Genomic DNA, 14,793 nt, shown 5'->3' on the forward strand with positions numbered 1-14,793 from the left:
ATGCAACTATAATTCTTTGTTAGGCAGGTGAACGGATCTTGAGAACGCTGTATCATCCCAACGTAATTGAAATTACTCTACCTACAGTTTTATATGCTCTAAGTGACCCCATTCGGCTTAATATCATCCAGATTTTAGACGAAAAAGGGGAGCAATCCTGTAGCTCGATAGATATTTCAGCTCCAAAGTCAACCTTGTCTCATCATTTTAAGGTTCTTCGGGAATCAGGGGTCATTCATACGAGAATAGAGGGAACCCAACGCTTTATCTCTATCCGTTACGATGATTTGAATGAACGCTTTCCTAGCTTGCTGTCGGCCGTACTGATGGGCTTGAAGCAATAATAGAAAAAGGTCTAGTTAGCATAAAACTAACTAGACCTTATTTGTCGAAGAACAACCATATATAATTATAAATTTCCGCTTATTTTGCAGTTAGAGAGAAGCTGATCCCTCTACACGTCATTCATCATGTCATTGAGATGCGAATTCTCCAACGATTGTGTTAGGGTTTGCATATTTTTCAAGTAGTCAATTTTATAGATACAGGAGTAAATCACGTTTAATACATAGTCAAAGGCAATTTGCGACGAAAATGTACCAATCTTAGCATGCTTTACTTCGTCATTAGGCACCTGGATACATATACTACTTCGTTTGGCCAACTCACTTTGATTGGTAGCTGTAATGGTGATAAAAGGGATATTCTCACGCGTAAAATGTCGTGCCGCTTTTAAAAAAATCGGTGACTTACCGTGGTAAGTTAAGAAAATAGCGCAATCCTCTGTAGTTAGATTAGCCGTATGATAAGCCCATTCAGACAGCTCTGTGGCTATAACCACGTATTTGTTGATTTTTACTAATTTATTCTGAAAACTTTTCGCTCGGATTTGTGAATCGCCTAACGCATATATAAAGATCCTGTTCGCTTGATCCAGCAACTGAGCCGTTTGTGACAGCAAGTTATCATCCATGAATGTAAAGTTTTTTTCAATCGTTTCCTTCATTAATTCTGCAATTTCTTTCGCCACTTGAAGTGGGGTTTCATCAATCCCGAATGGATAGTTAGGGTCCACATTGGATATATTCTGGGTATCTTGCTGAAATTCCCGAGCGAGTTTTATGATAAACTCCTTGAAGCCGGATAGCCCAAGTTTGTGAATTAATCGATTAATGGCGGAATGCGAAGTATACGTAGCTTTGGCAAGCTCCTGAATATTTAAGTGCAGAATCGCTTCCTTGTGGACCAAAATATAGGAAGCAATGCTTTTTTCGTTTGGTGTAAAGTTTTGCATTTCAGATAATTGCATCAGTATTTTCAACATGTTCCCCCCGGTTCAATTGAACTAACGTTTTACAAAAGATACCAAATAAACATTTTGTTTAAAAACAAGCCGCCATGCTTACAAATATTCGGTTAAATGTACCATTTTGATGGCAAATTCTTTACGATCGACGTTCTTCTACTATAATAAATGAAAAAGAGCCTAGGGGGAATTAATATGCTTACTATCGGTTATATTGGGAATGGCAAAAGTACCAATCGGTATCATCTTCCTTTTTCATTGACCAGAGATCATTTGAACGTAAAGACGATCTACGCGCGTAATCCAGATAAAGGGGAGTGGGAGAAAACCCCAGGCGTTCAGTATACGGATCATCTTGATTCTCTAATGAACGATAAGGAAATTCAGTTGATTGTTGTCTGTACACCTGTAGAATCTCACTACACTTATGCGAAAATGGCACTCGACCACGGAAAAAATGTACTTGTCGAGAAACCCTTTATGTTAACGAAAGAAGAAGCTGTGTCCATCTTCCAATATGCCAAGGAGAAAAATCTGATTATACAGTGCTATCAGAATAGACGTTACGATTCGGATTTCCTCACTACAAAGAAGGTTATTGAATCAGGAAAACTCGGTGATTTGCTGGAGGTGGAAATGCATTTCGATTATTATCGCCCTGAAACCCCCAACTCCACCTCTCATTTTTCCAAATATAACAGTTACCTTTATGGACATGGCGCTCATACCATTGACCAGGTTCTTTCCTATTTTGGGAAGCCTGACACGATCCATTACGATGTGCGCCAATTGCTCGGTTCTGGAAGAATGAATGATTATTTTGATCTGGATTTTTATTATTCTTCACTCAAGGTATCCATCAAATCCAGCTTTTTTCGTTTAAAAGAGCGGCCGAGTTTTGTAGTATACGGCAAAAAAGGCGTTTTTATAAAGCAGACAAAGGATCGTCAGGAGGAGCATCTTAAATTATACTATCTGCCTAAGGGACACGCCGATTTCGGCATCGACCAGCCTGAGCATTATGGCATTTTAACGTACCTGGATGACGATGGAGAGTACCATGAAGAAAAAGTTGTTTCTGAAAAAGGAGATTATGCCCGAGTATATGACGATCTCTATCATTCGATCATACACGGCAAAGAAAAAGCGATTACAGATGAAGAAACAATAACTTCAATGGAAATACTTGAGAAGGGTATAGAGGAGTGTAACTAGAATGAAATTGGGAATTGTCGGAGCAGGAATGATTGTAGGGGATCTATTGAGCTTTATTCAGGAAATCCCGACTATTTTATTAAAGGCCATTTGTTCTAGACCTAGCCATGAGGAGAAATTACTAGATTGGCAACGTAGATATGGAATCTCTCAGATTTATTCGGATTACAGCAAAATGCTGATGAATAATGACGTTGATACTGTCTATATTGGGTTGCCTAATCATCTTCATTATTCATATGCCAAAGAAGCATTACTGAGTGGTAAACATGTCATTTGTGAGAAGCCGTTCACATCCAATTTGCATGAATTTCTAGAGCTAAAAGAAATTGCTCAGCAAAGAAAACTGGTATTGGTGGAAGCCATTACGAATCAATATTTGAAAAATTATTTTTCCATGAAGGAGTATCTGCCTAAGCTTGGTGAGATTAAAATAGTTGAATGTAACTATTCTCAATATTCATCTCGGTATGAGGCTTTTAAATCGGGAGTAATCCAGCCTGCGTTTAATCCAGAAATGTCTGGCGGAGCCTTGATGGATATCAATTTATACAATATTCATTTTGTTGTTGGCCTTTTCGGGAGCCCTAAGAAGGTAGAATATTTGGCGAACATGGAACGTGGAATTGATACTTCAGGCATACTGCTACTTGATTACGGCAATTTTAAGTGTGTTTGCATAGGTTCAAAAGACAGTACGGCACCCAATGCAGTGAACATTCAAGGCAATAAAGGCTATATACACATGGCGAGTTCAGCTAATATATGCGATTATTTTGAATACACTCCTAATAAGGAAACGCCCATCCGTGTGGATCTGAAGGATCATTCGCATCGTATGTATGACGAATTCGTTGAATTCGACCGTATCATCCGTGACAACGATTTGGAAAAGGTCTCGGATATGCTTGAACATAGCGAAAAGGTTATGAATGTCATTGAGGAGGCCAAACAGTCGGCGAATCTTGTGTTTGGTCCTGATAAACATAATCTTTAAAATACTTGTACCTAAAATTGAAGAAGCAACTCGCTTGAGCTGCTTCTGACTCATGGATGTGAGAGTAGCAGATAGATACGTCTGCTACTCTTTTTTCGCCCAGATTCACAATTTCCGGTCTAAAAGCATGCCAATTTGCTCGGCCATCTCGTCCGGTGGGAGAGGTTTTTCGTTCATAAACCACCACTCCATGATCCCCACTACAGCGGACGCTGCATAACGGACAACTACTTCTTTGTTTAATCCTCGATTTCTCTCTTCATTCATGTCGACCTCTTCCCGAAGTTCATCCATCATAAATTCAAGGAATTGAGTGCGGAAGTAAGGAGCGCCCTTACTCACCAGCATTGTGGAGAAAAATAAATAATTAGCCTCAAAATATTCAAACCAGATCATTTCGGCTTCTGTAAAGCTCAAATGGGCCGATTCATTGCACAATCTTCGGAGTTCATCAATATGTGTGGCGATCAGCTTATCCAGCAAATCATAGGACCTGGTCGTATTTTTCCCTCAATCGCTTGATGTCCGCTCTTGGGGGAGCACCGAACATGCGAGAGTATTCACGGCTAAATTGGGAAGAACTCTCGTAACCAATCCTGTAAGCGACATCCGCGGCATCCGCCGATTCAGCCATTAAGATACGACGGGCTTCCTGAAGTCTCAGCTGTTTCTGAAACTGGATCGGGCTCATGGAGGTTACTTCTTTAAAATGCCGATGGAATGAGGAAATGCTCATACTGGCGGTCTCTGCAAGATCTTCGATCCGAAAAGACTGATCCCAATGTTGAACAATATAGTCGATAGCTTCCCGGATTCGATAGGTGCTGCTTCCTTCGACCGCAATCTGAGCCAATTCGGCTCCATAGGGGCCCTGAAGGAGTCTGTACAGAATCTCTTTTGTGTAGAGTGGGGCGAGAAACGGGATTTCTTCTGGAGTATCCAGCAGGCGGGCAAGTCTAAGCACAGCATCCTGAATAGACGGTTCCATTCGGCCGACGAATAAGGCACGTTTGGCGTTTTCTTTTAATTTGACCTGGATTTTAGAATCGTTCAGTACCTCAAGGATCTGATTATGGGTAAATTCGAGCTTGAGACTTAGGTAAGGAGATCCTGGAGAAGCTTTTATAATTTGACCGATCACTGGCAGATTCATAGACGCGATCAGATAATCGGAAGGTCCATATTTGAAATTTTCCTGTGCCAGCAAAATTTCTTTCAAACCTTGAACAACAAAACAAAAGGAAGGTTTGTAAACCCGGTAAACAGGCTCGGTTTTGCTGGAATGCTGATAGAAAAAAAGGGAAGGAATTGCTGTTTCCCTCGAACTATTTTGAAGTGAGTGACGCTCGATCAAACTGGTGAGCTCTTTTTGTTGTTCAAGAATGTTCGCCGACATTCAAATCCTCCTTGCGAGTTTGTCTTGCTCCATTATAAAACGCAACTGCCTGTAACAAAAGTAGTGGTGATAGGATCAGGCAATCAATTAAGACAAATGAGATAACGCTTTGCTTCTTCTGTTTGGCATAATAAAACTAAACTCACAGAATCAAGCAAGGAGGTGGATAACGGAATAGGAAGTGGGTTCAAGATAACGGCATTTAACAAGAACAATTTTCAACAGAGGGAGAAGATGAATCATTTGAATCGTTGGTTTAGGAACTTATTGGTTCAAAGGCTTATCACATTAATAGAGTTTGAAGAGCATGAAGGTTTCAAACAATTATATAATAGTTCTCTTGACAGAATCGTAAGCCAATTAACTAAACAAAGATAATTAACATCTATAATTACCAACTCACTTGCTCGATAAAGATAAAATTGTATTAAAGGAAGGGGAATTCATGATGCAAAAGCGTAAATTGGGAAATAGCGGTCTGGAAGTTTCTGCGATGGGACTTGGATGCATGGGAATGAGCTACGGTTATGGCCCAGCTTCTGATCCAAAGAAAATGATCTCAGTCATTCGGGAAGCAGTCGAGCGCGGCGTAACTTTCTTTGATACCGCCGAAGTATACGGACCTTATACGAATGAGGAACTTTTAGGCGAAGCGCTTCTTCCTGTTCGCGACCAAGTCGTGATTGCCACGAAATTCGGCTTCCATATTCAGGATGGCAAGCAGTTCGGTATGAACAGTCGCCCTGAGCATATCAAGAAAGTTGCCGAAGCATCGCTTAAACGTCTCAAGATTGAAGCCATCGATCTGTATTATCAGCACCGGGTCGATCCAGATGTGCCAATTGAAGAGGTAGCGGGAGCCGTGCAAGATCTGATCCGAGAAGGAAAGGTGAAGCACTGGGGATTATCTGAAGCAGGAGTCCAGACGATCCGTCGAGCACACGCCGTTCAGTCGCTCACTGCAATTCAGAGTGAATATTCTCTGTGGTGGAGACGTCCAGAAGAGGAACTCCTTCCTGCGCTTGAAGAGCTCGGCATTGGCTTCGTTCCGTTCAGTCCTTTGGGCAAGGGTTACCTAACGGGGAGTTTTAACGCAGACACGACATTCAGTCATGGTGATTTGCGCAATATTCTTCCGCGTTTTACTTCAGAAGCGCTAGAGACCAATCAGGTGCTGGTGGACCTGCTTAAAGAGATGGCTGAGCAGTTAAAGGCAACACCAGCCCAAGTTGCACTCGCCTGGCTGCTTGCCCAAAAGCCGTGGATCGTTCCGATTCCGGGCACGCGGAAATTGAGTCGTTTGGAAGAAAATCTAGGTGCGTTGAGCCTTCAGCTTACGTCTGAAGATGTGCGGAACATTAGCAACGCAGCTTCACAAATCACATTGATGGGCGCGAGATATACAGAGGAGTTGGAGAGAAGAACAGGTCTGTGATTTAATTCTTCAAGTCTTTCGTAGCTATGAAGAATGAATTGAAAGAGTCCTTGTTTTCAGAGAGTTGTACCGGGTAAAATCATCGGATTTACACGAAAATGATTTCACCCGGTACGATATGTTTAAGAGGAAGTCTCTTTAGTTAAAGTGAATAATTGAGATGAAAAATCATATTTCTCTGCAATATTAAAATCCTGGTCAGCCTGATAAGGCGGAGTGAGTATAAGTCCGATGTTCATTAACTCGCTGCCTGTAAAACGTCGGTCCAGTTCTTCCACGAAATATACTGCCTTTTCGTCCAGTCCGATGAGCTTTAGCCTTGAATAAGCTGCATTGGGGCGCGAGAGTACCTGGTACCAGCCGACGAGAGCATGCTCACGTTCTGCATCAATAGTCATCCAAGCTGTCTCATTTTTTTCAAAAGGACTTAGCAGACGGTAAAACGTTCCCTGGGTAACTAATCGTTGGTGACGTTTATACAATTGTATTTGCTTTTTGATTATACTGCACTCTTCCTCGGTCAAAGCCAATGGATCAAGTTCATAACCGAATACACCGAAGTAGGCGACATTTGATCTGGTTTGTAGTGGTGCAGTTCTGCCTACCTGGTGGTTCGGAATGGTTGACACATGAGCACCCATGCTGCTAAGCGGATAGGCCATGGAAGTGCCATACTGAATCTTAAGACGTTCAATAGCTTCGCTATCGTCGCTCGTCCATGTTTGCGGAGCATAATAAAGCATCCCTGGATCAAACCGTCCTCCACCGGAAGCACAGGACTCAAACAAAATCTCAGGGTATTTGGTAATCAGCTTCTCATATAAAGCATACACGCCTAGGACGTAACGATGGAAAAACTCGCCCTGTCTTTCCTTGCCAAGTGATAATGAATAGGCTTCTGAAATGCAGCGATTCATATCCCATTTTACATATTCGATGTGAGCAGAAGAAAGTACGTCATCCATTAACTTAAACAGGTAATCCACAACAGGCGGTTGGGAATAATCAAGAACATACTGATGCCGTCCATGCTTGCGTTTACGCCCGGGTGTTCCCACAACCCAGTCTGGATGTTCCCTCATAATATGAGAGTCGGAGTTAACCATTTCCGGCTCGAACCAAAGACCGAATTTCATACCGAGCTCATTGATCTTCTTTGCCAAATTCGAGATTCCGTTCGGTAGCTTTTCACGATTTTCAAACCAGTCACCGAGTGAGGAAGTATCATTGTTTCTTTGACCGAACCAACCGTCATCCAAGACAAAGAGCTCAATCCCTAGTTCACTTGCTTTTTTAGCCATATCCACTATTTTCTTCTCGGTAAAATCAAAGTAGGTTCCCTCCCAGTTATTGATTAATACAGGTCGTTCCCGTTCGGCCCAGCTACTACGAATTAAGTGTTTATTGTATAGGCGATGGAACGCCTGGCTCATTCCGTTCAAACCGTTCTGTGAGTAGACCATAACTGCTTCAGGCGTATAAAAACATTCTCCAGGCTTCAGAGTCCAGCAGAATTTGTCAGGATGAATACCGAGGCTCAGTCGGGTAGTTGAGTAGCTGTCCACTTCCGCCTGGGCAAGAAAGTTTCCACTGTAGACGAGATTAACTGCATATACTTCTCCTTGGTGTTCCTGAGACCCCGGTTTGGCAAGCGCCATGAATGGATTGTGAATATGACTACTAATTCCTCGTGTGCTCCCAATGGACTGAACACCTGGTCTGAGTGGTGTACGCTCCACATGTCGTTCCCTACCCCATGCCCCCGACAAATGAATAAATTCATATTCGGAGTCAGGAAGATCAAGGCTCATGCTCATTAGACGGTTGACTCTCAGAGTACTATTTCCGGAGTTCGTTATGGATACGGATCTCGTGATTACAGGCAGTTCACTGAAGATGGTGTAAGCAAGTACGGCAACCGCCCCTGTAAGGGAATCGGTCAGCGTGATCAGGAGTGTCTCTGCTTCATCTGCTTCCTTACAAAACGTAGCAGGGAGATGGGGGATTTTAGGTTTCCCCGTGATGACCTCGTAACGGTCAAATATGAACTCCATTATATGAGAACCATCCTCCTGTATGATCTCAACTGCTGGTTCTCTAAAGTCTCCACTTCCCGAAGAAGGAAATTCCTGCTTAATGCTTTCCAATGATGTTACCAAGTCGCCATCAAACTCACCGACAGACACAGAGCGGTAGCTTCGTTCAATAAAACGGTCATATTGACCTAGGTACTCCATTTTTTTGCCATAATATAAATGCTCCAATTGCCCGTTCTCCATGACACGGAAAAGATAACTGCAGTATTTGTTCGTTAAGTGAAATGTACGTTCCTTTGGGTTAACTTGTATACTAGCCATGTACATAGCTCCTTTCAAAATATAACAGACCTGTTGAAAGCGTTATTATTGAACTCAGCATAACAAAGCCAGGGATAGAAAATACATTACTTTTTTTAAGCGTATTATGGGAAAAACAAAGAATCTTCCAAAGGGGATTTATAGTTAGGTTCAACCTTATTTCTTGTTATTTGTCATCCTTAACTTATGCTATAGTGATAAATTAACAAACATAGATTCTATGTTGGGAAAAGTACGAGGAAGGTGCGAATGGACCAGAATATGATTTTCAGGATTTGGATACACATCCCAGTTCAGAGCTTAAAAATATATTGGATCTGATTCTATATAATTGCGGGAGAAGCACATATAGGGAACAACTTCTTTGGTTTTACTATATAAATCTATAAAAATATTAGTATTTGAAAGCGGTTTTTTTTGCTATCGTAAAATTGTTGTTTTTTTCCTGCATGGTATTTTTAACGATTGTAGGAAAAATACTTTTTGCGGGAGGAGAACGGCACGTGGATTTTATAACTGCTTTTATTCCAGCTGTCGGCTGGGGAGTCATGCCGATATTGGCGTATATGACTAAAGCCAGTCCCCGAGAACAGCTGACAGGTACTGTTATTGGTGCTGTGTTGTTTGCTCTGTGCTTGTATATCATTCAGCCAGCCTCATTAGCACCGATTCCTTTTGGGATAAGTTTTATATCCGGTATTTTCTGGGCCGCTGGACAATTGCTCCAGTTTCGATCTTTCCAAAAAGTAAGCGCATCCATTGCCATTCCTGTAATTTGCGGTCTACAGTTGATAGGGACGACGCTATTTGCCGCACTTATCTTGGGTGAATGGATAACAGGTTACCAATATGGGATGGGTGTTGGTTCTCTTCTATGTATTTTGGCGGGAGTTCTATTCACCAGCTATCAGGGCAAGTCTGCTGGGCTGTCTAAGCCTTTGCCGTTACGAATTATTATGATGCTGGTTTGCTCCGGGTTAGCGTTAAGCAGTTATGTAGTTATCAATCAGTACTTTAATATATTGGAGCTGTCCATCATTCTGCCGCAATCGCTCGGGATGTTATGCTCGGCCATAGTCATAAATCTGAAAGGCAAACATCGGCTGCGATTCTCTCCAGTACTTCGCAATTTGTCTACAGGATTGGTTTGGAGCATTGCTAATCTAGCACTATTTATTTCCAACGGTTTGATCGGCATGGCGGCTAGTTTTCCGATCTCTCAAGCGAGCATTGCGATTGCTTGTGTCGGTAGCATTTTAATATTTAAGGAAAAGAAAAGCTCTCAGGAATGGATAGCTATACTTGTGGGAATTACGGTGCTGATGATAGGAGTGGGAATGATCAGCCTGATTAAGCCCTAGAGAGAATTTGTGGAGAAAAAAGCTTATATATCCATAGGGCACGCTTTTCGGGATTGACAGAGGTATAGCAGCATGAGAAAATGTACGCGCGTACATAAAATGATTGGAGGTGGGAAATATCGTTTCGCGCAAGGAAGTAGCAGAACTCGCTGGCGTGTCTGAAGCGACGGTGTCTCGAGTATTGAACGCGACCGGTCCTATTAAGGAAGATACGCGGAAAAGGGTCCTGGACGTTGCCAATCAACTTGGATATGTTCCCAGTGCATTGGCCCGCAACTTTGCCCGAAGCAAGAGTGGCCATCTTGGTGTGGTTATGCCCTATGTCCCGAAGGCGCATCTGTTCTCTGCTTATTTTTTCTCTGAGATGCTGAGCGGCATCGGCAATAAAGCCAGAGACAGCGGGCTCGATCTACTACTATTATTCCGAAAACCGGGGGAACGGATGGACTACAGCAGTCTTTTCCGTCAGCAGAAGGTGGACAGTTGTATCATCCTTGGAGCAAGAGATGACCACGATGAGGTGGAGGCTCTGAAGAGACTTCAGCAAGAGGGGCGACCGTTCTGTGTCATGAATCACCATTTCGAAGGGCAGTCGTTCTGTGAAGTGGATGCAAACCATGTAGAAGGAAGCCGGGTGGCCGTTAGTCATCTCATTGAGCAGGGGTGCAAGCGGATAGCCTTTCTCAACGGTCCGGATATCTATTCCAACAGTACGGAGCGCTTGAAGGGTTATCTCATCGCGCTTCAGGAGGCTGGTATTGAATATGACTATGAGCTGATTCTGCAAGGCAATTACAGTCGTCGAAGCGGGCTGGAAGCGTCGGCTACCATCGCAGACAAATTAGATGATATTGATGCCGTATTTGCGGCGAACGACCGGATGGCCCTCGGCGTAATGCAGGGTCTCCGTGAGCGCGGACTGGCAATTGACCAGTTCCCAGCATTTGTGGGCTATGACGATTCGGATGCGGCTGAGATGGCTGTTCCCCCACTAAGCAGTGTTCGTGTTCCTTTTTATGAGATGGGGGAGCTTGCAGCCTCGAAGCTTATACCCGATTCTCAGGACCACATTCCGGCTCTGGAACTGACTGCGACTGGGTGCGACTCAATAAGAGAACTTCTGTCCACAGAGCTGATTATCAGGGCGTCATCCATTCGTCAATAACACCATTCATCAATAATTCGTTGAAACTCATACCTATAAGGAGGATCACGACATGTCTAATCGTCTTCGTATTGGAATGGTTGGCTACAAATTTATGGGCAAGGCTCACAGCAACGCTTACCGTAGTCTACCTATGTTCTTCCCAGATGCCCCGCTGCAGCCAGAGATGTCCGTCATCTGTGGACGTAACGAGCAGGGGGTTCAGGCGGCTGCCCGCCAGTTCGGCTGGACCGAGAGTGTTACGGATTGGCGTGATCTAGTGAAACGTAACGATATTGATCTCATTGACATTAACGCCCCGAGTAATGCTCATAAGGAAATTGTTATCGAGGCTGCCCTCCATGGCAAGCATCTGTTTTGTGAGAAGCCGCTTGCGCTTTCACTGGCAGATTCCCGTGACATGTTGCAGGCAGCAGAGAAAGCAGGAGTCAACCATATGATTGGCTTCAACTACCGCTTTTCTCCGGCTGTCCAGCTGGCGAAGCAGCTCGTCGAAAGCGGTCGCCTAGGCAAAATCTATCATTTCCGTGCGTTTTTCCTTCAAGACTGGATCATGGACCCGTCCTTTCCGCTGGTATGGCGGTTGCAAAAAGAAGTGGCCGGTTCTGGCTCTCATGGAGACCTTGGCGCCCATCTGATTGATCTCGCTCGGTTTCTGGTCGGCGAGTTCGACGAAGTTATCGGCATGAGCGAGACGTTCATCAAACAGCGTCCGCTGGCTATGGAGATGAGCGGATTGAGCTCCAAAAGGAGTACCGAGGCCAATGCACCAATGGGAGAAGTGACGGTCGATGATGCCACGCTGTTCCTAGCACGCTTTGCTGGAGGTGCGCTGGGCAGCTTCGAGGCCACACGCTTTGCTGCCGGACATCGGAGCACAAATTCATTCGAAATCAACGGTAGTCTAGGCAGTGTACGGTTTGACTTTGAGCGGATGAATGAACTGGAAGTGTATTTCACACAGGATGAGGAAGACGTTCAGGGCTTCCGCCGCGTGCTCGCCACCGATCCAGCACACAAGTATTCCGAAGCCTGGTGGCCTGCAGGACATACAATCGGATTTGAGCATACCTTCACCCACGAGATGCTTGAGATGTTGAGTGCCATCTCCGAAGGACGGCAACCTTCGCCGAATTTCCACGACGGGGTCGCTTGTCAGGCTGTGCTTGAAGCAGTAGAACGATCTATAAAGGAACGTCGCTGGGTATCCATTGAAGAAATGTAGTATAACAACACATTCCGAAAGGTGAGTGGATTATAGATGCGCAAGGCACTGATTGTATGGGGTGGATGGAACGGACATGAGCCGGAGCAGGTGGCGGCTATTTTTGAACGCATTTTAAAGGAAGAACAGTTCGAGGTGGAGGTGTCTAATACCCTTGATGCCTACCAGGATGCGGAGAAACTGCTTGGCCTGGACCTGATCATTCCAATGTGGACTATGGGCCAGATCGAGCAGGAACTAGTCAATAATGTCTCAGCAGCGGTTCAAAGCGGTGTAGGTCTGGCAGGCTGTCACGGTGGCATGTGTGATGCCTTTCGGAACAACGTGGACTGGCAGTTCATGACAGGTGGGCAATGGGTTGCTCATCCCGGTAATGATGGAGTGGAGTATATGGTGAACATAAAGCGTGGCTCCAGCCCGCTGCTGGACCATATTGAGGATTTTCAGGTCAAAAGCGAGCAGTACTACCTCCATGTAGACCCTGCAGTTGAGGTGCTGGCAACCACACGCTTCCCGGTCGTACCGGGACCTCATTCGGCTAATGGGCCGGTGGATATGCCTGTTGTATGGACAAAGCGGTGGGGAAGCGGACGCGTATTCTACAATTCGCTAGGTCATCACGCAGATATCATAGATATACCTCAAGTGACCGAGATGATGCGCAGCGGGTTCCTGTGGACCGCGGCAGGCAAACAGGCAGCGACCAGCTACGGTAGCTCGCTGGCAGAGGCATACACGGGTATGGCAGACAACCAGCAGCAGTAGCGCGAACAGGATGGTATCCGATGTAATAAAAGAACGCCATTATCCATTTTTTCTAAAGGAGAAGGGAGTCCAGCATGAACAAAATGAAAGTAGGCATTATCGGATGTGGTAAAATTAGCGGAATTTACATGGAAAATTGCCATCGTTTCGACATTCTGGAGCTGTTCGCAGTAGCGGATCTGGACCAAGGTCGAGCAGAGGAGCAGGCGATAGCGTTCAACGTTCCGAACGTATATACAGTAGATGAGATTTTAGCTGACCCGCAGATCGAACTTATCATTAATTTGACCATACCGGCCGTTCACGCCGAGGTGTGTCTCAGAGCTCTTGCGGCTGGCAAGCATGTCTATGTGGAGAAGCCACTTGCCGTCACCCGTGAGCAGGGCCAGGCTGTCTTGGATCTTGCTCGTCAAAAAGGACTACTTGTTGGCTGCGCACCGGAAACTTTCTTCGGTTCCGGTATACAGACATCATTGAAGCTGATTGAGGACGGTGTCATTGGGAATCCAGTAGCTGCTACAGCTTTCATGATGAGCCGTGGGCATGAACATTGGCATCCCGATCCTGAATTTTATTATGCAGTCGGCGGCGGCCCGATGTTTGATATGGGCCCTTATTACTTGACGGCTCTGGTACAACTGCTGGGACCGATTGCCACCATTTCGGGCATGACCAGCAAGGCGATGGATCAGCGAACAATTACGAGCGAGAAAAAGAAAGGCCAGACCATCCCAGTCGATATTCCGACCCATGTAGCCGGATTGCTGCGCTTTAAGCAGGGGGCTGTCGGCACGCTGATTACCAGCTTTGACATCTTTGGTGGAAGCACTCTGCCACCGATCGAGGTATATGGAACGCATGGCACGCTACAGGTGCCTGACCCGAACACGTTCGGAGGACCAGTTCGCTATAGACTGTTAGGCGAGCAAGAATGGACAGAGGCACCGCTGCAGCCGGGATACAAGGAGAATACACGGGGTATCGGTGTTGCCGATATGGCCTATGCTCTCCGTAGCGGACGGCCTCACCGCGCTAGCGGGGAACTGGCCTACCATGTGCTGGAAGCGATGTGGGCGTTCCATGACTCTTCCGATCAAGAGACCTTATATACGATGCAGAGCACCTGTCAGCGCCCGTCGGCTTTACCGGAAAACCTGCCCTTGTATACATTAGATGTGTAAACGAGTATCAGTCTGAAGCTGACCTGCAGCATACAAGAATTATAAGACTGGAGGGCTGTCCCAAAAGTCGGTCTGGGATTTGCACATTCTGCTTTGACTATTTATTACTTAAAAAAGAAGGCTCCAGCCCCGATTTGACTGCGGCTTAGGAGTCTTCTTAGTTAACTTTCAAGACATCATGCTACAATCATTTCGAGCCTTGAACAAGATTTTTATGCTATAAAAAATAACATCACTACTACGAGGAATGCGCTAGAACGGACCTTTTAGCTTGATTAGTTCTGTAATTTCGCTCTAATATAAAAGAAACATCAGCTGGACATCAATGTATTCTTAATACGGTGGCGCTGTGAATGTATTCTGATAATACAAGAAAAATATCAGATCAAT

13 protein-coding genes are annotated in these 14,793 nt (G+C 44.8%); 9 read left to right on the top strand and 4 right to left on the bottom strand.

Annotated features, from left to right (window positions below):
- The first annotated feature begins 38 nt into the window (after nucleotides 1-38).
- On the top strand, nucleotides 39-344 hold the full coding sequence (locus G7035_RS22415; protein ID WP_014599797.1) for an ArsR/SmtB family transcription factor: 306 nt from the start codon (nucleotides 39-41) through the stop codon (nucleotides 342-344).
- Between the two features lie 110 nt (nucleotides 345-454).
- On the opposite strand, the gene G7035_RS22420 is transcribed toward G7035_RS22415, so the two are convergent.
- On the bottom strand, nucleotides 455-1,321 hold the full coding sequence (locus G7035_RS22420) for a MurR/RpiR family transcriptional regulator (protein WP_016820820.1): 867 nt from the start codon (nucleotides 1,319-1,321) through the stop codon (nucleotides 455-457).
- 180 nt (nucleotides 1,322-1,501) lie between these two features.
- On the opposite strand from G7035_RS22420, the gene G7035_RS22425 reads away from it, so the two are divergent.
- Together G7035_RS22425 and G7035_RS22430 are read left to right on the top strand one after the other, a co-directional pair.
- Nucleotides 1,502-2,521 carry a Gfo/Idh/MocA family oxidoreductase gene (locus tag G7035_RS22425; protein WP_019687338.1) on the top strand — a complete coding sequence of 340 codons (1,020 nt, stop codon included), beginning with the start codon at nucleotides 1,502-1,504 and terminating at the stop codon, nucleotides 2,519-2,521.
- A gap of 1 nt (nucleotide 2,522) precedes the next feature.
- Nucleotides 2,523-3,518 (top strand): Gfo/Idh/MocA family protein, encoded by a 996-nt coding sequence (locus G7035_RS22430; RefSeq protein ID WP_019687337.1) that lies wholly within the window; start codon nucleotides 2,523-2,525, stop codon nucleotides 3,516-3,518.
- 105 nt (nucleotides 3,519-3,623) lie between these two features.
- Here G7035_RS22430 and G7035_RS22435 read toward each other — a convergent pair whose 3' ends face one another.
- Both G7035_RS22435 and G7035_RS22440 read right to left on the bottom strand, forming a co-directional pair.
- Nucleotides 3,624-4,001 (bottom strand): TetR-like C-terminal domain-containing protein, encoded by a 378-nt coding sequence (locus tag G7035_RS22435; RefSeq protein ID WP_019687336.1) that lies wholly within the window; start codon nucleotides 3,999-4,001, stop codon nucleotides 3,624-3,626.
- Between the two features lies 1 nt (nucleotide 4,002).
- Entirely contained in the window at nucleotides 4,003-4,914 is a 912-nt protein-coding gene (locus tag G7035_RS22440; protein WP_019687335.1) for an AraC family transcriptional regulator, read from the bottom strand.
- A 448-nt stretch (nucleotides 4,915-5,362) separates the two neighbouring features.
- Here G7035_RS22440 and G7035_RS22445 point away from each other — a divergent pair, with 448 nt between their 5' ends.
- Nucleotides 5,363-6,349 carry an aldo/keto reductase gene (locus G7035_RS22445; RefSeq protein WP_029515038.1) on the top strand — a complete coding sequence of 329 codons (987 nt, stop codon included), beginning with the start codon at nucleotides 5,363-5,365 and terminating at the stop codon, nucleotides 6,347-6,349.
- Nucleotides 6,350-6,471: 122 nt separating this feature from the next.
- Here G7035_RS22445 and G7035_RS22450 read toward each other — a convergent pair whose 3' ends face one another.
- On the bottom strand, nucleotides 6,472-8,706 hold the full coding sequence (locus G7035_RS22450; protein WP_019687333.1) for an alpha-galactosidase: 2,235 nt from the start codon (nucleotides 8,704-8,706) through the stop codon (nucleotides 6,472-6,474).
- A gap of 503 nt (nucleotides 8,707-9,209) precedes the next feature.
- Between G7035_RS22450 and G7035_RS22455 the strand changes: the two genes are divergently transcribed.
- The 5 genes from G7035_RS22455 (at nucleotide 9,210) to G7035_RS22475 (ending at nucleotide 14,403) form a co-directional block, all read left to right on the top strand.
- On the top strand, nucleotides 9,210-10,067 hold the full coding sequence (locus G7035_RS22455) for a GRP family sugar transporter (RefSeq protein WP_019687332.1): 858 nt from the start codon (nucleotides 9,210-9,212) through the stop codon (nucleotides 10,065-10,067).
- Nucleotides 10,068-10,170: 103 nt separating this feature from the next.
- On the top strand, nucleotides 10,171-11,232 hold the full coding sequence (locus G7035_RS22460) for a LacI family DNA-binding transcriptional regulator (RefSeq protein WP_019687331.1): 1,062 nt from the start codon (nucleotides 10,171-10,173) through the stop codon (nucleotides 11,230-11,232).
- A gap of 52 nt (nucleotides 11,233-11,284) precedes the next feature.
- Nucleotides 11,285-12,457 (top strand): Gfo/Idh/MocA family protein, encoded by a 1,173-nt coding sequence (locus G7035_RS22465; protein ID WP_016820828.1) that lies wholly within the window; start codon nucleotides 11,285-11,287, stop codon nucleotides 12,455-12,457.
- A 36-nt stretch (nucleotides 12,458-12,493) separates the two neighbouring features.
- Nucleotides 12,494-13,222 carry a ThuA domain-containing protein gene (locus G7035_RS22470; protein WP_016820829.1) on the top strand — a complete coding sequence of 243 codons (729 nt, stop codon included), beginning with the start codon at nucleotides 12,494-12,496 and terminating at the stop codon, nucleotides 13,220-13,222.
- A 74-nt stretch (nucleotides 13,223-13,296) separates the two neighbouring features.
- The gene (locus tag G7035_RS22475; RefSeq protein ID WP_019687330.1) at nucleotides 13,297-14,403 is read left to right on the top strand and encodes a Gfo/Idh/MocA family protein; all 1,107 of its coding nucleotides are present in this window, start codon (nucleotides 13,297-13,299) and stop codon (nucleotides 14,401-14,403) included.
- Nucleotides 14,404-14,793 lie beyond the last annotated feature (390 nt).

The organism is Paenibacillus polymyxa, from assembly GCF_015710975.1.
Lineage (GTDB): Bacteria > Bacillota > Bacilli > Paenibacillales > Paenibacillaceae > Paenibacillus > Paenibacillus polymyxa.